Source organism: Pantanalinema rosaneae CENA516, from assembly GCF_050753385.1.
In the GTDB taxonomy this organism is placed as follows: domain Bacteria; phylum Cyanobacteriota; class Cyanobacteriia; order Leptolyngbyales; family Leptolyngbyaceae; genus Pantanalinema; species Pantanalinema rosaneae.
Genome location: NZ_JBLZFZ010000064.1, coordinates 1 through 23,385 on the forward strand (window position 1 = coordinate 1; position 23,385 = coordinate 23,385).

Consider the following 23,385-nt stretch of genomic DNA (forward strand, 5'->3'; position numbering starts at 1 on the left):
AGATGTGTATAAGAGACAGCTACCTACCTCACCCCCCCTTGAGCCAACCCCCGATCCGGCGGTCACACCTGCTGCCATTGATCAGCTATCCTCCCAACTAGAACGATTTGAAACGATCGTCAACCGAGCAACGGAATTGGCACGATCGCAGGAAGACTGGGAACTGATTGCCGGACAGTACGAACTGATTATTAGCAGCTTAAAAGCCTTACCCGCCTCCAGCCCAGACTACGACCTGGCACAACAGAAAATTCAAGAGTACGATCTGAAGTTAGCCAGTGTGAAACAGCAGCGCGATCGGTGATCCGGGTGTATTGACCGCAAACAAAGCGAAAACAGATCGAAAACAGTTAGGAAATTGGTAATCCCTCTCTCACATCAGGGTAATTTAAGGGTGTGGACGTGGTTTGGTAGAGGATGCAACTTCACCCATGATTGGGGTCATACTGGGGAAACGCTATCGCATCATTAAGCACCTGGGAGCCGGGGGGTTTGGGCAAACCTATTTGGCAGAGGATCAGTATTTGCCAGGAAAGCCCTTGTGTGTGGTGAAACAATTTCAGCCCCAATCCGATGATCCGCAGATCCTGGAAACCGCCCAGCGCTTATTTGACCAGGAAGCCCAGATTCTCTACAAGTTAGGCAAACACCCCTATATTCCTAAGCTTCTGGCGCACCTGGAAGACCACGAAAACTTTTATCTGGTGTTGGAGTTCATGGAGGGCTATCCCCTCAGCCAGGAACTATTACCTGAGCGTCCTCTGGGAGAAGCCTATGTGATTAACTATCTGAACCAGGTTTTGCCTGTAATTGAATTTATCCATCAACACAAGATTATTCACCGGGACATCAAACCCTCGAATTTGATTCGCTGCAATAAGGATGGGGCGATCGCGGTGATTGACTTTGGCGCTGTCAAGCAAATTCATACGCAAACTGGAGCCTTCCCCGGACATTCCAGCCTGACGATCGCGATCGGCTCCCAGGGCTATATGCCAAACGAACAACTGGCAGGACAACCCCGGTTTAATAGTGATTTGTATAGTGTGGGCATGATTGCGATCCAAGCTCTGACTGGACTGCCCCCAAAGCGACTGCCCAAAGATCCCAGAACCAGTGAATTGCTCTGGCGCGATCGCGTCCCTGGCTCACTCAGCCCCGAATTAGCCGATCTGCTGGACAAAATGACCCGCTATAATTTCCGCGATCGCTACCAATCTGCCACGGAAGTCCTGAATACCCTGCACTGTTTTGTGGATCAGACCACGGGAACCGCTGACCTGAGTTGCACCACAGTTGTCAATCAGGACACCCTGGATCAGTATCAAGAGTTGTTGCAGAAAGGAGAAACGCTCCTGAATCAGCAGCAATTTGACGCGGCGATCGCCTGTTATGACCAGGCCAGCCAACTTAACCCCGATGCGGCAGAGGTTTGGTACTGGAAAGGTCGTGCCCTCTATGGACAACAACAACTGGAAGCGGCGATCGCGGCTTATACCAGAGCCTTACAACTGAATCCCAGTGATGCCGAAACCTGGCATTGGCGGGGCGGGGCATTGGCAAGGGTGGGTCGCTTTCCCGAAGCCGAATTCTCCTTTGATCGCGCGACTCAACTCAATCCTGATAACGGCGACTCCTGGTACTGGCGCGGACGCAGCCTACACCAACTCAAGCATTATCCAGAAGCCATTACTGCCTACGATCGCGCGATCCGGCTTCAGACAAACATCCCGGACTACTGGTACTGGCGAGGTCTAGCCTTAGCAGAACTGAAACGCTTGCCCGAAGCCCTGGCTGCCTATGATCAGGCAATCGCGATCGCCCCAACATTTCAACCTGCCCTGAATGAACGGCAACGGTTACAGACTAAACTGAAATCTCGGAAGTGGTTTGGTCATCACAGCTAACGAAATTCGGCGGCGAAAGTTCCAGTAATTCAGTCAATTCAGCCAATTAGGTGATTTTGGCGATCGTCCTGATTCGCTGACGGAAACTCAGTGTTTTTTGGTGTGTTTAGATTTACTGTTCTCTGTGATAGGGTTTGAGGAAAACGTATGAACCAAAAATTATTATCTGTATTTATCATCCTATTAGCGCTGAGTGGGATCACCGCCTGCCAACCAACGACCGATCGCGAGACGAGTTCTCAGGTCGCCGTTGCGGCAAATCCCGAACAACCGATGATGGTCAGCACTCCCGCTCTCCCGAATAATCTGGTGGCGTTATTTTTAGTTAAAAAAGATAACTTAACAAATCAACTGCGGGGCGAAGTCTACCCGATCGCCCTATATATCAACGATAGCTACGTGGATGTTAGCCGCGATGTCACTCCCCAAATCCGCGATGACTTTCAAGAAGATATCCTGGTGCAGAATACCCAACCTCAAAGCCTGCTCAGCGCCATTAAAACTTTTACGGTACTGAACCAGGACCATACCCTGGGCGAGTTTAAAGTCAATAAGCTGCGAGTCAGTCAGTTTGCGTGTTCCGCCTTCCTGACTGGACAGGGCAAATTTGTTGATGAAAAGTCGCTCCAGGCAGTGTTTGATCGCCTACCGCCTGATCACGCTGGAGCCTTCAAGGGCAGTATGGCTGGCAAAGAGTTTGATGAAACCTGGCGCTGGACGATCGCGACCAGTCAATTTAATCCCCCACCTGCCGACAAACCAGCCCTGCCAACGGAAACAGCTCCATACAAACCCGATGTGCTGAAGCTGGCGGAGTCAGTCCTGGCGGCTGATCCAGTAGGCAAAAAAGTCCCCGCCTCTGAGGCAATTGTGATTGAGAACATTCAGGTCTTTGACCTGGATCACGATGGACAGCCCGAAATCTTTGGACAGGTGCGGCAGGGACGCGATCCGAAATTGATGACCACTGACTCTTCCCGGCGAAGCGATCGCGGTCAACGCAGTACCTTCTATGCCAATATCTGGCTGACTTATAAAGACGGTCAACCTCAGGTGATCTCCAGCCAGGTGTTGCCCTACGAATTTCCCGTCACCCGTACTCCGTATGATGTCGTGGGTACTCTAGATGTCAATGGTGACGGCGTTGAAGAGGTGATGGTGCGTAATAATGGCTATGAAAGCACGAGCTTCGGCATCTACCAATATCAAAACCAGCAATTGAAACCTGTATTCAACGGGGCTGGGTATGGTTGTTAGGAGTGGGCTTGATCCTGATGGGGATTGTCATCCGGTGAAGCAGTTAGCGGCGGAAGTGGGTATTTTAGGAGGAAAGGCGATTGTTCCTACTCAGTCTTAGGTTTGCGTCTAAACTGGGATTGGAGATAATTACTGACATCCCCTAGGTGCCTCTGCTGAGGATTCCTCTGTGATCGCTGAAGTGGCGATCGAACTGGGTTTTCCTGTCGTGACAATCTGACCTGGAGCCATTGGCACATGCACTGTTCTCATCACGTAATCCATCCCACCAATGGCTATTCCGTCGGGCACTCTGCTTCTATGACTGGTGTGCAATCGTCCAGTCCTCTGAGTGCTTAAGGAATTGTTACCATGATGTCGGATCGAACATCGGCACCAATTCTGTCCCAAGCCAAGCATCGCACTATTCGCTGGTTGGGCAAAGTTCCTTTGCATCTGGTGCTGGTGGTGCCATTTATCCTGCAAATCATGGCGGCAGTGGGGATTGTTGGCTGGTTGTCATTCACCAATGGGCAACGGGCGGTTAATCAGGTTGCCTCACAACTGCGAACCGAAAATGGCAACCGGATTCGGCAACATTTGGATGAATACCTGGCAACCCCAATCCAAATTAATCGACTCAATGCCGATGCTGTCGATTTGGGTTTACTTGACCTGAATAATTTTAGCCGCATTGGTCAGTACTTCTGGCGGCAAATGCAGACACTTGATGTCGGCTACATTAGCTTTGGCAATCCCCGAGGTGACTTCATTGGGGTGGAACGGCTAAATACAGGGGGATTGCTGATCAATGAACGATCTGCCGCCACTAACAATCGTTTGTTTGCCTATACCACTGATAATCGTGGGAATCGTCAGCAAATTAAGGGGATCGTGCCAGACTATAATCCCCTGAGCGAGGGTTGGTATATCGATGCTGTTAAAGCGGGTAAACCAGCCTGGAGTTCGATTTACCAGTGGGACGATAAACCAGAAATTTTATCGATTTCGGCAAATTATCCGCTTTACGATCGCAACCGGCAGTTGTTGGGCGTACTCAGTGTTGACCATATCCTCAGCCAGATTAGTAATTTTCTCCAGAACATCAAGGTCAGCCCCAATGGAGCCACATTTATTCTGGAGCGATCGGGGGAGCTGGTTGCCACCTCATCCCTTCAGGAAAAACCCTACCGCCTACTTAACGGTAAAGCCGCTCGGGTCAAGGCGATCAACAGTAACGATCCCTTAATTCGGGAAACGATCACCTATCTCAAGCAGCACTTCGGTAGCCTGGAACAGATTGGTAATAGTGAGCAACTCGATTTTTTTCTGCATGATCAACGGCAATTTCTCCAAGTCATGCCGTGGCGCGATCGCTGGGGCATCGACTGGCTGATTGTCGTCGTCGTGCCAGAATCCGACTTTATGGCACAGATCAATCAAAACACCAGCAACACACTTTATGCCTGTGTGATTGCTTTAGTCGTTGCCATCCTGGTTGGCTTTATCACCTCACGCTGGATCACCCGCCAAATTCTCCGCCTCAGCCAAGCTTCGGAAGCGTTAGCCAATGGCGAACTGGATCAGGCAGTACAATCTCGCGGCATTGCTGAACTAGAGACGCTGGCAAAGGCGTTTAACCGCATGGCACAGCAGTTACGCGAATCGTTTGAAACGCTGGCAAAAACCAATGAAATTCTGGAACAGCGCGTCACGGAACGTACCGCTTCTCTGGTCGCGGCGGAAGCAGAGTTACGTACCCTGTTTACCGCCATGACCGATCTGGTGATCGTGTATGACCGGGATGGACGCTGCCAAAAGATTGTTTCCAGTGAATCTACTCAATTAATTCGACCGACCCAGGAGCAAATTGGCAAAACAGTGCATGAACTCCTGCCTCCGGCTCAGGCAGACCAAAATCTGGCGTGTATTCGGCAAGCCCTGGAAACCCACCAGGTCGTCAGTGTGGAGTATTGTCTGCCGATCGCCGGAGCGGAGCGCTGGTTTTCTGCGAATGTTTCGCCCCTCACGCCGGAAACGGTGGTATGGGTGGCTCGGGATATCAGCGATCGCAAACTAGCTGAATCTGGCTTGCGGCAGAACGAACAACGGCTACGGAAACAAAATCAGGTCTTGCTGGATCTGGCAAAAAGTACCGTCCTGAATCAGGGCGATTTGAAAATTGCCTTACAGGAAGTCACCGAAGCTGCAACTCGTACCTTAGAAGTAGACCGAGCGGCGGTCTGGTTCTACGATCGCGGGGCTGCCCGATTACGGTGTTTAGATTTATATGAACGCAGTACTGAGCAGCACTCGGAAGGTACGGAATTAATGGCAACGGACTTTCCAGCCTATTTTCGGGCGTTGGATGAAGCCTTTGCGATTAGCGCCGATGATGCGCTTCAGGACAGCCGCACCTCTGAGTTTGCCGAGCACTATCTGAACCCTTACGGCATTACATCATTGCTAGATACTCCCGTTCGCTCGGGTGGCAAAACCGTCGGAGTCCTCTGTCTAGAACGCCTGACCGCCCACCGTTGGACGTTGGAAGAACAAAGTTTTGCCCGCTCGATGGCGGACTTGGTGGCACTGGGGATTGAAGCCAGAGAACGTAAACGCGCCGAAGAAGCCTTGCAAGCGACCAATGCGGAGTTACGGGCGCTGTTAATGGCAATGGACGATTTGATTTACGTCTTCGATCGCCACGGGCGTTGTCTGCGGATTCCTTCCAGCCATCCTCGGCTGTTGTTGCAACCGATTGAAGCGCAACTTAACAAAACCCTGCCAGAACTCTACCCAGCAGAATTGGCAACTAAATTTTTGCGGTGTATCCATCAAGCCCTCGATCGGGATGAAACCGTCAAGGTGGAATATAGTCTGATGATTGATGGGCAAGAGGTCTGGGCAGATGCTAATATTTCCGCGATCGATGCCCATTCCGTCGTCTGGGCGGCGCGGGATGTCACCGATCGCAAACAGGCTGAAGCTGCCCTCCAGGAAAAAGAACAATACCTGCGGTTAATTCTCAACAATATTCCGCAACAGGTGTTTTGGAAAGATACCAATCTGGTCTTTCTAGGCTGTAATGAAAACTGGGCAAAAGCGGCTGGCTTCCAGAATACGGAGGAGATTATCGGTAAAACAGATTATGACCTGTTACCCAATCCCGACATTGCCGAGCAGTTCCGTACCCAGGATCGCCGGATCATTGAAACCGATATCCCCCAACTCCATCTGACGGCATCCAAGGTGAAATCGGCACCGGATGGGCAAACCATTTGGTTGGATATCAGTAAAATTCCGATTCATGATTTGCAAGGGCGGGTGATTGGCATCCTGGGGGTGATTGAAGACATTACCCAACGCAAACAAGCCGAGGAAGCCCTGAAAGCGGAACAGGATAAATCTGAACGGCTCCTCCTGAATATCCTGCCGAATCCGATCGTGGAACGGCTGAAACAAAACGAAGGGTTATTTGACCAATCCAGTGGTGAGGCATTAATTGCGGATAGCTTCGATGAGGTCACGGTGCTGTTTGCGGATATTGTTAACTTCACGACTCTGTCAGCCGATATTTCTCCCGCCGATCTGGTCGGTCTGCTGAATCGGATTTTTCTAGTATTTGATGATTTATGTGAACGGCATCAACTGGAAAAAATTAAAACCATTGGCGATGCCTATATGGTGGTGGGGGGATTACCCAACCCCCGTCCCGATCATGCCGAAGCGATCGCCGAAATGGCATTGGATATGCAAGCCGCGATTCAACACTTCCGTACCTATGAAGGCAAACAAATTGCAGTGCGGGTAGGCATTAATACTGGGGCAGTGGTTGCTGGGGTAATTGGGAAGAAAAAATTCATCTACGACCTCTGGGGGGATGCGGTCAACATGGCAAGCCGGATGGAGGCGCATGGTCTGGCGGGGGCGATCCAGGTGACAGAAGCCACCTATCAACGGTTGAAAACGAAATATCGCTTTGACCACCGGGGCACGATCGAAGTCAAGGGGAAGGGCGAAATGACCACCTACTGGCTCATCGATCGGCAACCAGGTTGAACCAGATTGAACAACCAGGATACTCGGTAATTTTGCTTAACCCTTGGCAGAACAGAAGATCCTCAGCCATAAATTTTCATAATAGCTCTGGCTACTACATATAGTGCCAGAACTTGATTTTACATAGAGTTCATTCTATACATAGTGGCTTCTTTGCGATTTTGTTACGTACAGCAATCAATCTTTAAGGTCAAATCCTCAAGCTTGTGATTTAAGAGAATGACATAACGTATGTGGAGCAACGTAGATGATGGGGCAAACGTCGAATGGTGATGTGACCTCTGGTTCCCAACCAATCATGCCGATGTTTGGGCATTGCTAGTTCGGTGGAGGGCAGTGTCAGGAGTGAAATCACCCGATCAGGTCAACCCTATGGATGAGGTGTTATCCCATCCCCTTGCTTACTATGATTGCCACATTCAATCGGATGCAGGTTGTGCTAAGGTACTTAACCTCAGTCAACCCGACCAAACAGCAACACGGGACTGAACTCGAATTGCAGTTCAACCGTCTGAATCATAGATCTACTTTGCGGCTCAATGTTTATCTTCAGGGAGTTCAATCGTGCTAGTCGTGGAATCCGATCGTACAGACCATCAGTTAATCCATTTTTTGCAAGAGGAACTAGCGCTCTCGCCTATGTCGATCGCGATCGCCTTGCGTCATAGCCAACAAGACCCAGGGCCATTACCCATGATCCTGTGGCAATACGGTTTAGTGTCGATCGAGCAACTAGAGCAAATTTTTGACTGGCTAGAGGCAGCATAACGACATAGACCACAGAAGAGTGTCAGGATTCAGTTGTTACGTCTAACCGATACTTTTTGAACTGCAAATCACTGACAACCAGCATTCTGTTGATGGCAATGCTGCCCCACTACTGCCCAAATTCCACTCTGGCTTGTTCCACGATCTCTACTGTCACCATGTCTAAATTTGCCTCTCGAACTAAATGCTCAATTCGTTGTCGTGCCTGAGTTCGCACAAAAAAGGGAATATTTTTAAACTTGGCTTTGGCTTCCGGTGTCCACTTCAAGCCACTTGTTCCAAACTCACTCATGCTATCAATCAAACCTTATAGTCAGTTCAAGCGTAACATTTGGGCTAATTTCTCTCATTGTACGCTTTAGGGATATGAACTCTCGTCGGAGCCACATATTCCTTTATTATCGTTCGATTAGCTGCACCGATCGGTTATACCAATTCAATAACAAGGAAATGATTAAGCTAATTGTTAAGTAGGTCGCACAAATTAACATCATCACCTCAACGGCGCGACCAGTCTGATTAAACGTGGTTGAAGATACGGCATATAGATCGGGATAGCCCACCGCGATCGCTAAACTAGAATTCTTGGCTAAATTCAAATATTGGTTGCCTAATGGCGGCACGATCGCCCGTAATGCCTGGGGCAAAATCACCAGTCGCATGGTGGGAGCAAAGGTTAACCCTAAGGATTTCGCAGCTTCCCATTGTCCTTTGGGCACCGACTGAATTCCCGATCGCACAATCTCAGCGATAAATGCGCCCGTATAAAGCGCCAGCCCTAACAATAGAGCAGAGAACTCGGATGACAGTTGTAAGCCGCCGGGTAGTCCTACACCATTCTTACTGAAGGTGAATAGCCCACCGAACCAGGAGATCGCTTGATCGGAAAGTGGCAGGCTGAGGAAGATGGCGAAATACCAAAAAAATAGCTGAATCAGCAGGGGCAAATTGCGTAATCCTTCCACATAGATCAGTGCCAACTGCCGCACTAACCAGTTATTGGATAATCGCGCAATTCCCGCCGTTAATCCCACGATCGTTGCCAGCACCAAACCAGAAAGAATCACCCGCAGTGAATTGACTAATCCCACCAGAATGGCGCGGCTATAGGAATCTGAAGGTTGATAGGGAATGGGCGTTTCGCCGATCGTAAATCCGGCTTGCGAGTTGAGAAAGCCAAATCCTAACCGAATCCCCAACTGTTGCAAATTCCGATTCAGGTTACTACCCAAAAATGCCAGCAGTAACACAATCAGAATCACCGCGATCGCCTGTCCGGCAAACTGCCAAAACCGCACATCGCGCCACACCGAACTCTTAGAATTGACAGTCATGGCATCAGCAACTCATCAGGATCAATTCCCCGTTCCCGTAACCGTTGACGTAAAGTAGCTAACTCGGCTTCTGCCTGTTCTGCCCGTTGTCGTTCCAGTTCTGCGTCGGTAGATAACCACGTCCCATCACCCCCATACCAGCGTAACCATTGGCGATCGATGCCTTGATACCTCCCCTGCCATAATCCCAAACCGACCTCTAGTTCTGGCATCCAAACTTTTGGTTCTGCTAAAGCCAGTTCTTGATAATGTCCTGCCTGCAAACTAAAGGCGCGTAAGCGATCGTTATAGCGATCAAAGACAATATAGTAAGGAACTCGTAAAATTTGCTCATATACCTCCCACTTAGTCGGAGGCTGATCACCCTGCCGTTGGCTCTGTCCTAGATCTTCACGTTCGGTTCCAGGGGATAGCAACTCAACGACGACAAATGGACTAATGCCCTCCTGCCAGATGACATAGCTCATTCGCAACTCTGTGCCGTCATACAAACGAGGCACTCCTAAGGCTAAAAACCAGTCAGGACGTTTGTATCTAAGAAGATGACGAATATCGTAGTAGAGATTGAGATCGGTGCCTGTAAACAGTTGCTCAGACGAATAATGGCTGAGCCGCAGGGTAGCACTCAGCAATTGCGGTTGCAGATCATGAAATTCATCCGGCAATCCTGGCTCCTGGGGATTGTCACTGGGCAAGTCATACATGGTCGGCAGGGTGTCTCGGGGAGAGCGAGGCGGGTCAGTTTGTGCAACGGGATACTTCGCTGTAACCATAAGACGATGACCTGCTTAAATGTGACGGAGCATCAGTTGAATGCCCAATAAAGGCGGGTTTAGCTAACAGGTCTATGGAAGATTCTGTTGAAACAGGGCTAAAACCCACCCGATGTCACTCAACCTTAGCAAAGCCTACTAACTGGTTGCTTCAGGAATGGCTTCACCAAAAATTTGGTTAAACACCTTCTCAACTTTGTAACCCGAATCGATCGACTCCAAGGGATCTTTGCGTAACCGATGGCGCAGACAGAGGGTAACGACCCGGCGAATGTCATCCACGGTCACTTCCGTCCGACCTTCAAACGCCGCGATCGCTTTAGCTGCCCGGTTGGTGACAATATCACCCCGTAACCCATCCACATTCAGTTCAGCGCACACCTGGGAGATTTTGACGCGCAAATCATAATCTAGCGTCACATGCTTCAGTTGTTCCTGTGCCCGGACTAAACGTTGCTGTAACTCATCCTGCTGTGACTGATACTTATTCAGAAACGCTTCTGGGTCTTGGTCAAACTCCGTCCGTTGCTCCACCACCTGTACCCGCAAAACCGGATCTTTCACCGTATGGATTTCGGCGTGCATCCCGAAGCGATCGAGTAACTGCGGTCGCAATTCCCCTTCTTCGGGGTTGCCAGAGCCAACTAACACGAAACGAGCCGGGTGACGAACCGAAATGCCCTCCCGCTCGACGGTGTTCCAGCCAGAGGCAGCGGAGTCGAGCAGTACGTCTACCAGGTGGTCATCCAGTAGGTTAACTTCATCGACGTAGAGAATCCCACGATTCGCTTTCGCTAATAGTCCTGGTTCAAAGGCTTTCACCCCTTCGGATAAGGCTTTTTCAATATCGATCGTGCCGCACACCCGGTCTTCCGTCGCGCCAAGAGGTAAATCCACCATGATGACTTTCTTGGTAGCAACAGGCACATCCAAACCTTGTTCAAGCTGTTGTCGTACTGCATCTCCCATCAGTTCGGGGTCGCTGGGATGGCTATTGAAGGGATCATCCGCCACAACTTCAATTTCGGGGAGCAGGTCTGCCAGGGCACGAATTGTCGTGGATTTTCCAGTGCCCCGATCGCCCATGATCATTACCCCGCCAATTTTGGGATCAATCACGTTGAGTAACAGGGCTAGTTTCATTTCTTCCTGACCGACGATCGCCGTAAACGGGAATACCGCCCGACGACGAGTGGCAGCAGAGTGGATAGCTCGACCATTTTCAGCAGAGATCGCGTTCGCAGTAGGACTCACGGGTTTACCTGGAAAATCAAGGACTTCAAATCACTGTTTCTCATTGTGCCATATTGCCGGGTGTCTCCTCTGCCCCAAATGAGCATAAATGCGGCGAATAAAGTTGCCATTCTTTCAGTCGTGCCGAAAAATGTAACGGAATGCAACGTATAATGAGAGCGGATCAACCTTGAAGAAATTCTGAAGAAATTACATGCGAGTTGCAATCGCGGGAGCGGGCTTAGCGGGGCTATCATGCGCCAAATACCTTACCGATGCCGGACATACCCCGATCGTTCTAGAACGCCGGGATGTGTTGGGCGGTAAGGTTGCTGCCTGGAAAGACGAAGACGGAGACTGGTACGAAACCGGACTGCATATCTTTTTTGGGGCATATCCCAACATGTTGCAGTTATTCAAAGAGTTGGATATTGAAGATCGGTTGCAGTGGAAAGAACACACCATGATCTTCAACCAACCGGATCATCCGGGGGTTTACTCGCGTTTCGACTTTCCGGACATTCCGGCTCCCTTCAATGGCATCACCGCCATTCTCAGCAACAACGACATGCTGACCTGGGGCGAAAAAATTCGCTTTGGCTTAGGGCTAATTCCCGCCATGATTCAGGGCCAACGCTATGTCGAAGACATGGATCAATACTCGTTTTCGGAGTGGCTGAAGCGGCAAAATGTGCCCCCTCGGGTTGAGAAAGAAGTCTTCATTGCCATGTCCAAAGCGCTGAACTTCATTGGGCCTGACGAAATTTCTTCTACCGTGATCCTGACGGCACTGAACCGCTTTTTGCAAGAAAAGAATGGTTCCAAAATGGCGTTTCTGGATGGTTCTCCTACGGAGCGCCTCTGTCAGCCGTTAGTGGACTACATCACGGAACGAGGTGGCGAAGTTCGGATTAATGCGCCTGTAAAAGAGTTTCTATTAAATCCCGATGGCTCAGTGCGGGGATTTCTGATCCGAGGATTGGATGGCGCACCGGATGAAATCCTGACAGCCGATGCCTATGTCTCAGCAATGCCCGTTGATCCCCTCAAGGTGATGTTGCCAGAACCCTGGAAGCAGATGGAGTACTTCCAAAAGCTGAACGGGCTAGAAGGCGTACCCGTCATCAACCTGCATCTCTGGTTCGATCGCAAGTTAACCGATATTGATCATCTATTGTTTTCGCGTTCATCATTGCTTAGCGTCTATGCCGACATGAGCAACACCTGTCGGGAGTATGCGAACCCCGATCGCTCGATGCTAGAACTGGTGCTAGCTCCGGCGAAGGACTGGATTAGTAAGTCCGATGAGGAAATTGTGGCAGTGACGATGACGGAGTTAGAGAAACTTTTCCCGAATCATTTCTGCACAGAAAATCCTGCTAAACTGCTGAAATTCAAGGTGGTGAAAACCCCTCGATCGGTGTACACTGCTACACCCGGTCGCCAAGCCTGCCGTCCTGAGCAGACAACGCCGATCGCGAACTTCTTCCTTGCAGGGGATTTCACGATGCAACGCTATCTGGCAAGTATGGAGGGTGCCGTACTTTCTGGTAAGCTGACAGCGCAGGCAATTGTGACCAGTCAGCCGTTAGCAGAGTTTTCCCAGGTGAACTCTTCTGCCAGCGAACCCGTGGCAACTCACTAAACCCACTCTGCTCTGCTCACTTTCCCTGCAACGTTCGTAAAGCGCTCCTAAGGTAATGCTGCAATTGCCCAACCACTCTCGCGTGAAACCTTTGGCTTCCCTGGAGGATGCCTACGAACTCTGTCGTCAGATCACCGCGAAATATTCCAAGACTTTCTACCTTGGCACGATGCTGATGCCAGAGGAAAAGCGACGAGCGATCTGGGCAATTTATGTCTGGTGCCGTCGAACCGATGAACTCGTGGATGGTCCGCGTGCCAGTCTCACTACTCCTGAAACATTGGATTTGTGGGAGCGGCAGCTAGAGTCAATCTTTGCCGGACATGCGCTGGAAGATGCGGATGTTGCCCTCGTTGATACCCTGGAACGGTTTCCGATCGATATCCAGCCCTTCCGGGACATGATCGCCGGACAACGGATGGATTTGTATCGATCGCGCTATGCCACCTACGAAGACCTGGAACTCTACTGCTATCGTGTTGCCGGAACTGTCGGTCTGATGTCCTTAGCGGTAATGGGAGTTGATAACTCGTTGCCAACCGCTCCCTGGGCACAAGCCAATCGTTCCACCATTGATCCAACGGAGCAGGCGATCGCGTTAGGGGTGGCAAACCAACTGACTAATATTCTGCGGGATGTCGGAGAAGATGCCCGTCGGGGTCGGATCTATCTACCTCTAGAGGAATTGGCCTTATTCAATTACTCGGAAGCCGATCTATTCAACGGTGTGGTAGATGAACGCTGGCGAGAATTAATGCGCTTCCAAATCCAACGGGCCCGGAAGGTGTTTGCCACAGCGGAATCTGGCATTAGTGCCCTCAGTGCGGATGCCCGGTTCCCAGTTTGGGCAGCCTTGATTCTGTATCGGGGCATTCTCGATGTAATCGAACGCAATGATTACGATGTGTTCAGTAAACGTGCCTATGTTTCTGGGCCCCGTAAACTCACTTGTTTACCGATCGCCCGTCTCAGAGCCATGGTGCTGTAAGCCTGAAGCCACCGTGTTACAGGAAGTGTGCTATCAGTGAAAGGTAGATTGATCGTTGCCTTTCGCACTGCTTCCCCATGCTTGACCTCACCAAACTTGCCCAACAAATGCAGGGCATCAGCCACCACCTCACCCTGGAAGCCACTGCCGCTCGGCAACGGTTAGAACGGGCTGAAACGTTTCTTGAGCAAGCCAGCCAAAATCAGGCCACCTTAATTGACCAGCAACACCTCTGGCGCGATCGCCTCACCTTTACCGCCGCCGAACCGATCGAACCCCTGAACCTACGGCAACAAATTGCGATCGCACCCCCGAATCACACTGTCCTGGCGACCGACGGCTCCCAAATTGCTCCCAGCCATCACGAAATTGCCTACTGTTACCTGATTAATGTCGGTTGTGTGATTCTCCACTACGGTCAAAACCGCCACCCCTTGTTAGATAACGTTCCCGAAATCTTCTACCGTCCCGAAGATCTGTATGTCTCCCGACAATGGGGCATTCGCACCGAAGAATGGATGGGCTATCGCCGGACAGTCTCTGAAGCGATCGTCCTGGCAGAATTGGGGCAACGGGTGAAACGGGAGATGGCGGAGATAGGGGAGATAGGGAAGAGTAAGAAGACAAGAAAATCCTCCTCATCCTCCTCACCCTCCTCATCTTCCTCACCCTCCCCATCCCCAACTCTGGCAATGGTCGATGGCTCCCTGATCTACTGGTTCTTGGAATCGTTGCCGAATGAAGCCCGCGATCGCATTTTGCTGCCGATTCTGGAAGCCTGGGAACAGTTACGGACAGCCCGGATTCCGCTAGTCGGCTATCTCAGTGCTTCTCGCAGTGGAGAGTCGCTCAACTTTCTGCGGTTGCAAGCCTGTGCCTATGAGCAGCGGGATTGTTCTACACATTGCGCCGATCGCGACCATCAAGCGCCCTGTCAGGTGTTTGAGCCATTGAAGGATGTGACGCTCTGGGCAACGCAGCTAGAACCGGGTCAACGGAGTCCGTTTTGGCGAAGCTCTGCGGATATTCTTGATTTGTACGGGCATCACCGGGTCTACTTCTGCTATCTACATGTCGGGACAGAAATCGCTCGAATTGAAGTGCCTGCCTGGGTGGCAGAAGATCCGGCTTTACTGGATACGGCTCTGAGCCTGAGTTTAGCACAGGTGCAAAAAGGCTACGGCTATCCGGTGGCATTAGCAGAAGCCCATAATCAAGCGGTGGTGCGGGGCGGCGATCGCACTCGCTTTTTTGCGCTCCTGGAACAACAAATGATCCGGGCTGGACTGCAAAATGTAGGGATTTCTTATAAAGAAGCCCGTAAACGGGGCAGCATTGCTTGACGCTGAATGGGTAACGGTTTGCTTAACTATGGATGCTGCCATCTGGCATAATCGCTTCCTGTAAACAGGCTCCCGTTAAATCAGTGTTTTTCAAATTAGCCCCCGTCAAATTGGCTTGGTGCAGATTCGCCTCGCGCAAGTTTGCCATACTTAAGTTTGCACCGCTCAGGTTAGCTTGCCGTAAGTTCGCCATACTTAAATTTGCCTCATGCAAGCTGGCTCCACTGAGATCCGCCATGCTTAGGGTTGCTTCGCGCAAGTCTGCCTCGCGTAAATTTGCTTCCAATAACTGAGCTTTATAGAAATTGACTCCAATTAAGGTGGCACCAACCAGACTGGCTTTATGTAGCTTGGCTCCAATCAGGTTAGTCATACACAGGTTTGCCAAACTGAGGTTTGCCCCCCGCAAGTTACTTTCGTATAACGTGGCTCCGACTAAGTTTGCCATACACAAATTTGCCATGCTGAGGTTTGCCCGACTCAGGTTCGCCTCCCGCAGGTTTGCCATACTGAAATCGGCTTCCCGCAAATCCGCTTTATATAGACTGGCTTCCCATAAATTGGCTTTATATAGAATTGCCGTATACAGCGTTGCCCCTTCCAACAGAGCGGTACAGAGGTTCGCCTCCCGCAAATTTGCCATACTCAGGTCTACCTGGCTCAGGTCAGCCTCCCGCAAATCCGCTTTATACAGGTTTGCCTCCCGTAAGTTGGCTTTATAAAGAACGGCCGTATAGAGGGTTGCCCCTTCTAAAATGGCAATCCTCAAGTTCGCCCCTTCCAGGTTTGCCATGCTCAGATCGACCTGCCGCAGGGAAACCTCTTGCAGGTCGGCTTTATAGAAGTTAGCCTCCCGCAGGTTGATCGCTTGCAAATTCGCCCCTTCCAGGTTTGGAATCACCTTGGGGTGTTTTTGCCACCAATCATTCCATGTACTCACCCCTTGCTTCAGTAGCGTGAGATGTCCGTCATCCGCCATCTAGTCACTACCCCTGATACTGTAACTACGTGATATTTCGCAGAAAAGTGATTGTAGATTCGATCGCAGAGCCAGGACTCTGCTCATAAACACTGACTTGAGCCAGTTCAGCCACGATTTGGGTTAGTTGATGCCCCACTAATAGTGTTCCCCGGTGGTAGAGCAGGTGAATCAAGGGAACTTTTCTTTTAGGGCAGTAATTTTATTGGCACATTGCTTGGAAGTAGAGAACACGCCACTTTTGATAAATTTCGTTTCGTTAAGACCAGGGGGGCTAGGTATTTTCAAGTATGCCCGCTTAGGATAGTTCCTAGTAAACCAACTTGACTACAAAGTATTGATAGGGCTTTTGATCGTAACCTTATGACCCAAACTGAATTAACCCAATGTCTAAATTTGGCTAGAGCCCTAGATTTAGTGGTTTCTAGCCGTACCATTAACGGGGTACTACATGTTTATAATGCGGCAGGACAAGCAAAACGGTGGGATAGTTTTATCGCCGAATATCCGCTAGAGCGGTTGCAAGCGATGGCAGCCCGACTGAGAACCCAGTAAGAACCGTATTAATTCAGCAGTTCAACTGACTTAGATCATTCTGATTAGGTATAACGATCGCGCTACTCCCATCTGCCCAATCACCATAAAAATTCCCCACTCTAGTTCAGAGTTGGGGAAGGCAAGAGCTTCGAACTATCGACTAAAGAATTGACACGAGCGATCGATCCTGGGGGTACCCCGGTGATCGATCGCCCACCCATCACCTACTTGGAACTATTGCCATTACCATTACCGTTGCTGGTCGTAGCTAGAACCCGTTCGGCAAGTTTGTCGGGGACTTCCTGTAAATGGTCATACTCCCAGTGGAAGAAGCCCACGCCCATGGTCAGCGATCGCAATTCCACAATCAGGTCATGCATCTCGGCTTGGGGAATATGAGCCACCACCTCATCCCAGCCTGTCCAATCGGCTTTGGCATCATATCCCAGGATTTGCCCCCGTCTGCCACTAACTAACCGCAGCACTTTCGAGGTGAAATCCGTTGGCACCGAAATAGTGACATTGAGAATTGGCTCTAGCAACGTTGGTTCGCACTTTGCCATGCCCTCTTGCATTGCCAACCGGGCGGCTTGCTTGAATGCCTGCTCGGAGCTATCTACGGTATGGTAGGAGCCATTGGTCAGGGTGACAGCTACATCAACCACTGGGAAACCTAAGGGCCCATGACTGAGATATTCCCGCACTCCGGTTTCCACGGCTGGAATGTATTGCCGGGGGACAACGCCGCCGACGATCTTTTCATTGAAGTTGAACCCTTCGCCTCGGGAGAGCGGCTTAATATCCAGGTAAACATCACCAAATTGCCCATGCCCCCCACTCTGGCGCTTGTAGCGTCCGTGAATCGAGGTTGCCACCTTGCGAATGGTTTCCTTATAGGGCACCTGGGGCAAGTGAGTCGTCATCGGCAGGTTGTATTTGCGATTTAACCGATCCATTGCCACTTGCAGGTGAATGTCTCCCTGTCCCCACAAAATAATTTCATGGGTGTCACCGTGTTGTTCCCATGCCAGGGAGCAGTCTTCTTCCAGCAATTTTGCTAGTGCCCCGGTCAGCTTCACCTCATCATTGCGCTTCTCAGCGGCGATCGCTAAGGCAAACACGGGTGTCATCTGTTCCACCTTGGGCAGCGATGCAACGGACTGATCGGACAGTGTATCGCCCGTCTTAATCCCTTCCATCCGACCTAAGGCAACAATTTCGCCTGCCTGAGCCGCCGTCACTCCCTGCTGCTGCTGACCTGCGAGCCGATATACTCCACCGACCCGAACCCCATTTAGCGTCATGCCATCCGTAACTGTACCCTGCCAAACCCGGACAAGGGAAAGCTTGCCACCCTGGGGGGTATAGTAGGTCTTCAGCACTTGCGCGACGGTGCCATTCGCCGCCATCTGACGATGCTCCGCCGTATCGGCAGGATCAGGAGCTTCCCGTAACAAGGCTTCCAGCAAGGGACGAATCCCAAAGTCCTGCTCGGCAACCCCAACAAACACAGGCACAATTTGGTCTGCGCCCAACTCCATTTTCAAATCTTGCAGAATTTCTTCTTGAGGCGGCTCAATGTCTTCTAGCAGTTCTTCTAACAGGTGATCATCAAATTCTGCCAGGGTTTCGAGCATTTCCGTCCGGGCAGCTTTTTCTTGATCCTTGAGGGAATCGGGCAAGGGTACCGGATCAGCCGGAGCGCCGGAATGGTAGTGATAGGCTTGCTCCGTCACCAGATCAATAAACCCAACTAAGTTCTCACCCCGCCCGATCGGGTATTGGTGAGCCACTAACGGACGACTGGACACTTTCTTCAGGGCTTGCAGAACTTCCGTAAAGTCGATGTCTGCCCGATCCATCTTGTTAAAGAACACCAGATGGGGAATTTGCCAATCATCCAAAAACTTAAACATGGGTGCCAGGGTCAACACCCGATCGCTCACGGGTTCGCACACCACGATCGCGGCATCCACTCCAATCAAAGCATTGTAGGTTTCCTGGATAAACTCAACCGAACCAGGACAATCTACAAACGTAAAACGAACGCCGCCGTACTCAGTACTGGCGGCGTTAATTTCCACACTCATCTGGCGATCGCGGGCTTCCTGGGTGCCATCGCCCACCGTATTTTTATCGACCACTCTGCCCTTGCGGGTAATGGCTCCAGTGACAGACAACAGACTTTCTAACACTGTTGTTTTACCACTCAAATACGGTCCCACGATCGCCACATTTCGGGAACCCGATAAGACGTTTTCGCTCATAACAACCTCGCTAGCAAAAAACGAGTCGAAATACCGTTTGGCTGGCGAGAACGGGAGCTATGGCTACGGGTTCTAGCCAGTCAAGGGCAAGATGAATCTGTGATTCCAGATACACTTGCTTACGTTATAGATTGATTTTCTAGCGGTCGTGGGAGGAGACATAGAAATTGCAGCTTATCTTAAGAAAGCACTAAACAAACGTTAATTTAGCTATTAGAGATTATTGATTGTTCATTCACTGTAATCAAGCATTAATCCTTGGTGTCGTCTATCACATAACTGCTTGCTTGTACTGATCCTCCCAAGAGAGAAATAACGTCACGATCGCTGATTAAATAATTCTGACTGACAATTTCGTGATCCTCCTGTAGAATGGCGACACCATTAGCCCTGGAGGAGATTGGCAGGTCAGTATATGGGTAGACAGTGGCAGCAATGGAGGACGATCGGGTTCGCTAGCCTGATGGTTTTGGGCATTGGCAGTGGATTAGTCATCTCCTTACCGGGGTGGGCACAAGCAACCAACCAGGTTGGGCAAATCGCTCAAAATGCAGTTCAGCCTGCCGAGAGCGCGATCGACCAGGGATTACAATTTATTCAACAGGGCAAACTGAATGAAGCGATCGCCTCATTCCGGCAAGCGGCTCAACTTGACCCTCGGATGGCAGCCGCTCACTACAATTTAGGACTGGCATTACGGCAGCAGGGTCAATTGCAACCCGCCGCCACCGCGTTTTATCAAGCCACTCAGGCCGATCCCAACTTTGCCCTTGCCTATGCCAATTTGGGAGCCGCTTTGTTAGAAGGCAATAACGTTCAACAGGCAAGAGATTACCTGCAACGTGCCATTCAACTGGATCCTAAGTTAGGTTTGGCACACTACAATCTGGGGCTGGCTCTGGAGAAACAGCAGGACTATCTCCAGGCTACTAGAGCGTTTAGCCAAGCCATGCAACTGAGCCCGAATGCACCGGAGCCTCCCTATCACCTGGGGCTGATTTATTTAGAGCAGGGCAAAAGTAACGAAGCCTACAATGCTTTTCAGCAAGCCCTCAAACTGAATCCAAATTATGCCGAGGCTCATTACAACGTGGGCGGAATTCTGTTTAAGCAAGGGAAGCTGGATGAGGCGTTAAATGCCTTCCGGCGATCGGCACAGGCAAACTCTAACTATGCGAATGCCTATTACGGGGCTGGCTTAGTGTTTATGAAACAGGGTAAGTTTCAAGATGCCCAAAAAGTGTTGAACTACGCCAAGCAGCTGTATACCAAACAAGGGAATAGTTCCTGGGCAAGCAGAGCCGATCAACAATTACAAAAAGCTCAGACTGGGAAACCGTAATTTATTTTTTCCAGGGCAATTTAGTGCCCATTTCGGTTAAGGCTGAGATGAATAGGTAAAGGATCAGTCCGGCAACACTGACCAGAAATATCAATAACTCGTTATCCATCCGGCAACCTCAACAACACGGTAAGTCAATGAGTTAGGGCGAACCCTATAGCCACCCGTTGAGCCAATTAGGCTGGAAAGGCTCGATCGCGTTGCCCCAACCCATTAGCGATCGCTGTCAAGGCTAGTGGTATCGCAACATTTCCAGCCCAAGCGGTTCCTTAAAGTAATGAGTCTAAATCCAAGGCTTGAGAACCGCCCTGTTGCAATTGAGTCAAAATTTTGCCCAATTGCGACCAGACTAGCCAACTAATAAAGATCGTCAAAGGCAGGGCAATCATGTAAGCGAGCTTCGCCGGAAACCCAAAAATTTCCATACCCGAAGATAAAAAGACACAGACTCCGCCTGCCATTCCTAAAAACGGTAGCAGCAGTTGGAACCCTTGAAGATTAGCCAGCGATCGCGTGGAACGGTTCTTTGACCAATCCCGTACTGACTGCTTCAGCACTGCCTCAAATGCCACACCAGAAGCGATGCTGGCAAGCAGGCTGGCAATTAGCAACACATAGGGAGGCGAAGGTAGCACATAGTAAAATTCGGGCAAACTTTCCATGACAAATTATTCCCGGGTCAGGTCGCAAAACTTAACACTTTCACCTTACACTGTTTTGGCAATCGGTCTCAGCCAGTAGTAACTTACATGGCATCCTTCTTGAGCGGAGCAGGAGACGAGATCAGAGCGGTTGCTCCGGCGGTAGATAGGTCTGCCAGCGCCCCCAACGCTACATTAAAGAGCCGCGCTGGGTTAAAGTCATCCTTGATTAAATTCCACAGCCGTTGAACCTCTTCGGTATGCAGGCGATCGTCCTCGGTCAAAGCAATCAGCAATTGTCGCCGCAGGTACTTGCCTTCATCGGACAGCAGGTACTGTATACCCAATTGTGCCGTTGGCAGCAAATCAAATTTCTGATCTGTGCGAGCGATCGAAATCAGGTTTTCCAACCGTTCCCATTGGAATTTGCCATCCTTAAACAGCACTTCAATTAAGCGACGACGCAGTTGGGGAGATTCCCCAGTCAGTAACCGCTTCGCCACATAGGGATAGGCAACCTCAACAATTTTGAAGTTGGGATTGAGTGTTAACGCTAACCCTTCCTGAGTCACCAGCGATCGAATAATCAGGGCAAACTTCGCTGGCACCCGGAACGGATAATCGAACATTAACTCCGAGAAGCGATCGGTGATCGTCTTAAAGTTAAAGTCCTGCACACTTTCACCAATCACATCTCCCAGAACGGCTTCTAGCGCCGGTACGATCGGGTAAATATCCACATCGGCAGTCAGGAAACCCAATTTAACAAAGTCATTTGCCAGCGCTACATATTCTTTGTTAATCAGATGAACAACGGCATCCACCAAGGTTTCTTTTGTCGTCTCATCCATCTGATCCATCATGCCGAAGTCGATATACGCCATCTGCGTACCATATTCGGCTTGGGCAGTTTGGGTGCCACTCAACGAACACTGCGGTGTCAGGGCAAACAGATTACCGGGATGGGGATCGGCATGAAAGAAGCCAAATTCCAGCAATTGCCGCAACCCCGATGTCACTCCAATTTGGATCACGGTATTCACATCCAAGCCCGTATCGCTAATACGTTCAGCATCCGTGAGCTTGAAGCCATGAATCCACTCCAGGGTCAACACTCGATGGCTACTGTAACGCCAGTAGATCGCAGGCACTTTGACGGTTGGATCATCCCGGAAGTTCGTCGCAAATTTCTCGGCATTGCGCCCTTCATTCAGGTAATCAATTTCTTCAAATAGCTTGCAGCCAAACTCATCCACGATCAGAGTCAGGTCATGCCCCAGGTTCAGCGGCAACCAGGGAGCCATCCAACCCGCTGCCCACCGCATCAGATACAAATCCAGCGTCAGAATGGGCAGAAGATTAGGACGCTGCACCTTAACCGCTACCTCTTCGCCACTGTAGAGTCGCGCTTGGTAAACTTGCCCCAAACTGGCAGCGGCAACTGGCTTGTCAGAGATTTGCTGGAAGGCTTCGTCGATCGAGCGATCGAGTTCCGCTTCAATAATGGCAAAGGCCGTTTCGGTGGGAAATGGCGGGAGCTGGTCTTGCAGCTTAATCAACTCATCCAGAAAATCCCGCCTAACCAGATCAGGGCGAGTAGAGAGAGCTTGACCGACTTTAATAAAGGTTGGGCCCAGATTAGTGAGAATTCGCCGGAGTTGTTCAGCTCGCCGGGGATGATGCGCTCCCGCCCGGTGCTGCCAACTATCCAATTTCAATCCCAAGAAGAAACCCAGAAACGATAGAACAATGCGGAAGGAGCGCCAAAAGCCTAACCAGGGACGACGACGGTAGTACTGGGCGATCGCTCTGGCATCGTAGCGCCTTAACTGACTGAGGGGATGCTGACCCACGCCTTGATTAACCTCTCAAACTAAAACAATGGGGAATTGTGAGATTGAAGGTGAGGCGAGGAGGCGGTTTGCCTGAGCATTCGTTTTAGCGGTTCTCGGAAGAGTCTGCCTGACGGAGCCACCTGACCAAACCCTCTATAGGTTTAAATCAGTAGGGGTAATTGCCACCCCTGATAATCTAGTCGCAGATAGTAGGTATCTTTTTATTAACTATAGTATACGCTTTAACAAATTTCGTAACATTCTCGGAGGAATGCGGATTACCACCCTGGGCAGAAGCACACAAGTATCCCCATGCTTGGGACAGTCTTAATTATCATGCATTACCAATTAACTATTAATGGATGAAAACAGTTTTCTTTTAACAATGCTGGCTCTCCCATCCTGGCTCCAACTCTGATCATTCCTTAAACCTCAGAGTGCCCTTTTCCCATACAGAAACACCATCATCACAGCAGCATCAACATCACTGAAATAGCA

At 50.3% G+C, this 23,385-nt stretch carries 18 protein-coding genes and 1 pseudogene; 10 read left to right on the plus strand and 9 right to left on the minus strand.

Annotated elements, in window-relative coordinates; translation table 11 throughout:
* The 5 genes and pseudogenes from ACN4EK_RS26560 to ACN4EK_RS26580 all read left to right on the plus strand — a co-directional run.
* Positions 1 to 304 (plus strand): annotated as a pseudogene (locus ACN4EK_RS26560) (hypothetical protein); the annotation flags it as partial.
* 103 nt (positions 305 to 407) lie between these two features.
* Positions 408 to 1,907: a tetratricopeptide repeat protein gene (locus ACN4EK_RS26565; protein WP_431661314.1), complete on the plus strand. Its 1,500-nt coding sequence runs from the start codon at positions 408 to 410 to the stop codon at positions 1,905 to 1,907.
* Between the two features lie 147 nt (positions 1,908 to 2,054).
* Complete coding sequence (locus ACN4EK_RS26570; protein ID WP_431661315.1) at positions 2,055 to 3,164, plus strand: hypothetical protein; 1,110 nt, start codon at positions 2,055 to 2,057, stop codon at positions 3,162 to 3,164.
* Between the two features lie 351 nt (positions 3,165 to 3,515).
* Complete coding sequence (locus ACN4EK_RS26575) at positions 3,516 to 7,202, plus strand: adenylate/guanylate cyclase domain-containing protein (RefSeq protein ID WP_431661317.1); 3,687 nt, start codon at positions 3,516 to 3,518, stop codon at positions 7,200 to 7,202.
* A gap of 573 nt (positions 7,203 to 7,775) precedes the next feature.
* Positions 7,776 to 7,970, plus strand: a complete 195-nt coding sequence (locus ACN4EK_RS26580; protein WP_431661349.1) for a DUF2949 domain-containing protein — start codon at positions 7,776 to 7,778, stop codon at positions 7,968 to 7,970.
* A gap of 109 nt (positions 7,971 to 8,079) precedes the next feature.
* Here the strand turns inward: ACN4EK_RS26580 and ACN4EK_RS26585 are convergent, their stop codons facing one another.
* From ACN4EK_RS26585 to bchI, 4 genes are all read right to left on the minus strand, one after another.
* A complete protein-coding gene (locus tag ACN4EK_RS26585; RefSeq protein ID WP_431661318.1) occupies positions 8,080 to 8,262 on the minus strand; it encodes a PCP reductase family protein in 183 nt (60 codons plus the stop codon).
* Between the two features lie 106 nt (positions 8,263 to 8,368).
* Positions 8,369 to 9,304, minus strand: coding sequence for an amino acid ABC transporter permease (locus tag ACN4EK_RS26590; RefSeq protein ID WP_431661319.1), 936 nt, complete (start codon positions 9,302 to 9,304; stop codon positions 8,369 to 8,371).
* Positions 9,301 to 10,077 (minus strand): Uma2 family endonuclease, encoded by a 777-nt coding sequence (locus ACN4EK_RS26595; RefSeq protein WP_431661320.1) that lies wholly within the window; start codon positions 10,075 to 10,077, stop codon positions 9,301 to 9,303. Before ACN4EK_RS26595 ends, ACN4EK_RS26590 begins: the two co-directional genes overlap by 4 nt.
* Positions 10,078 to 10,215: 138 nt before the next feature.
* Positions 10,216 to 11,331, minus strand: a complete 1,116-nt coding sequence (bchI, locus tag ACN4EK_RS26600) for a magnesium chelatase ATPase subunit I (RefSeq protein ID WP_431661321.1) — start codon at positions 11,329 to 11,331, stop codon at positions 10,216 to 10,218.
* A gap of 193 nt (positions 11,332 to 11,524) precedes the next feature.
* On the opposite strand from bchI, the gene pds reads away from it, so the two are divergent.
* The 3 genes from pds to ACN4EK_RS26615 all read left to right on the plus strand — a co-directional run bounded on the left by pds (position 11,525) and on the right by ACN4EK_RS26615 (position 15,286).
* Positions 11,525 to 12,955 (plus strand): 15-cis-phytoene desaturase, encoded by a 1,431-nt coding sequence (gene pds, locus ACN4EK_RS26605; protein ID WP_431661322.1) that lies wholly within the window; start codon positions 11,525 to 11,527, stop codon positions 12,953 to 12,955.
* Positions 12,956 to 13,010: 55 nt separating this feature from the next.
* Positions 13,011 to 13,943 (plus strand): 15-cis-phytoene synthase CrtB, encoded by a 933-nt coding sequence (crtB, locus tag ACN4EK_RS26610; RefSeq protein WP_431661323.1) that lies wholly within the window; start codon positions 13,011 to 13,013, stop codon positions 13,941 to 13,943.
* A 77-nt stretch (positions 13,944 to 14,020) separates the two neighbouring features.
* Complete coding sequence (locus ACN4EK_RS26615) at positions 14,021 to 15,286, plus strand: DNA double-strand break repair nuclease NurA (protein ID WP_431661324.1); 1,266 nt, start codon at positions 14,021 to 14,023, stop codon at positions 15,284 to 15,286.
* A 22-nt stretch (positions 15,287 to 15,308) separates the two neighbouring features.
* Here ACN4EK_RS26615 and ACN4EK_RS26620 read toward each other — a convergent pair whose 3' ends face one another.
* Both ACN4EK_RS26620 and ACN4EK_RS26625 read right to left on the minus strand, forming a co-directional pair.
* Positions 15,309 to 16,265 (minus strand): pentapeptide repeat-containing protein, encoded by a 957-nt coding sequence (locus ACN4EK_RS26620; RefSeq protein ID WP_431661325.1) that lies wholly within the window; start codon positions 16,263 to 16,265, stop codon positions 15,309 to 15,311.
* Between the two features lie 25 nt (positions 16,266 to 16,290).
* The gene (locus ACN4EK_RS26625) at positions 16,291 to 16,440 is read right to left on the minus strand and encodes a hypothetical protein (protein ID WP_431661326.1); all 150 of its coding nucleotides are present in this window, start codon (positions 16,438 to 16,440) and stop codon (positions 16,291 to 16,293) included.
* A gap of 188 nt (positions 16,441 to 16,628) precedes the next feature.
* On the opposite strand from ACN4EK_RS26625, the gene ACN4EK_RS26630 reads away from it, so the two are divergent.
* Positions 16,629 to 16,820 (plus strand): hypothetical protein, encoded by a 192-nt coding sequence (locus tag ACN4EK_RS26630; protein ID WP_431661327.1) that lies wholly within the window; start codon positions 16,629 to 16,631, stop codon positions 16,818 to 16,820.
* A gap of 206 nt (positions 16,821 to 17,026) precedes the next feature.
* Here ACN4EK_RS26630 and ACN4EK_RS26635 read toward each other — a convergent pair whose 3' ends face one another.
* Positions 17,027 to 19,069 (minus strand): elongation factor G, encoded by a 2,043-nt coding sequence (locus ACN4EK_RS26635; RefSeq protein WP_431661328.1) that lies wholly within the window; start codon positions 19,067 to 19,069, stop codon positions 17,027 to 17,029.
* A gap of 415 nt (positions 19,070 to 19,484) precedes the next feature.
* On the opposite strand from ACN4EK_RS26635, the gene ACN4EK_RS26640 reads away from it, so the two are divergent.
* Positions 19,485 to 20,411: a tetratricopeptide repeat protein gene (locus tag ACN4EK_RS26640; RefSeq protein WP_431661330.1), complete on the plus strand. Its 927-nt coding sequence runs from the start codon at positions 19,485 to 19,487 to the stop codon at positions 20,409 to 20,411.
* Positions 20,412 to 20,680: 269 nt separating this feature from the next.
* Here the strand turns inward: ACN4EK_RS26640 and ACN4EK_RS26645 are convergent, their stop codons facing one another.
* Together ACN4EK_RS26645 and ACN4EK_RS26650 are read right to left on the minus strand one after the other, a co-directional pair.
* Positions 20,681 to 21,073: a hypothetical protein gene (locus tag ACN4EK_RS26645; RefSeq protein WP_431661331.1), complete on the minus strand. Its 393-nt coding sequence runs from the start codon at positions 21,071 to 21,073 to the stop codon at positions 20,681 to 20,683.
* A gap of 83 nt (positions 21,074 to 21,156) precedes the next feature.
* Positions 21,157 to 22,905 (minus strand): ABC1 kinase family protein, encoded by a 1,749-nt coding sequence (locus tag ACN4EK_RS26650; protein ID WP_431661332.1) that lies wholly within the window; start codon positions 22,903 to 22,905, stop codon positions 21,157 to 21,159.
* Positions 22,906 to 23,385: the final 480 nt, after the last annotated feature.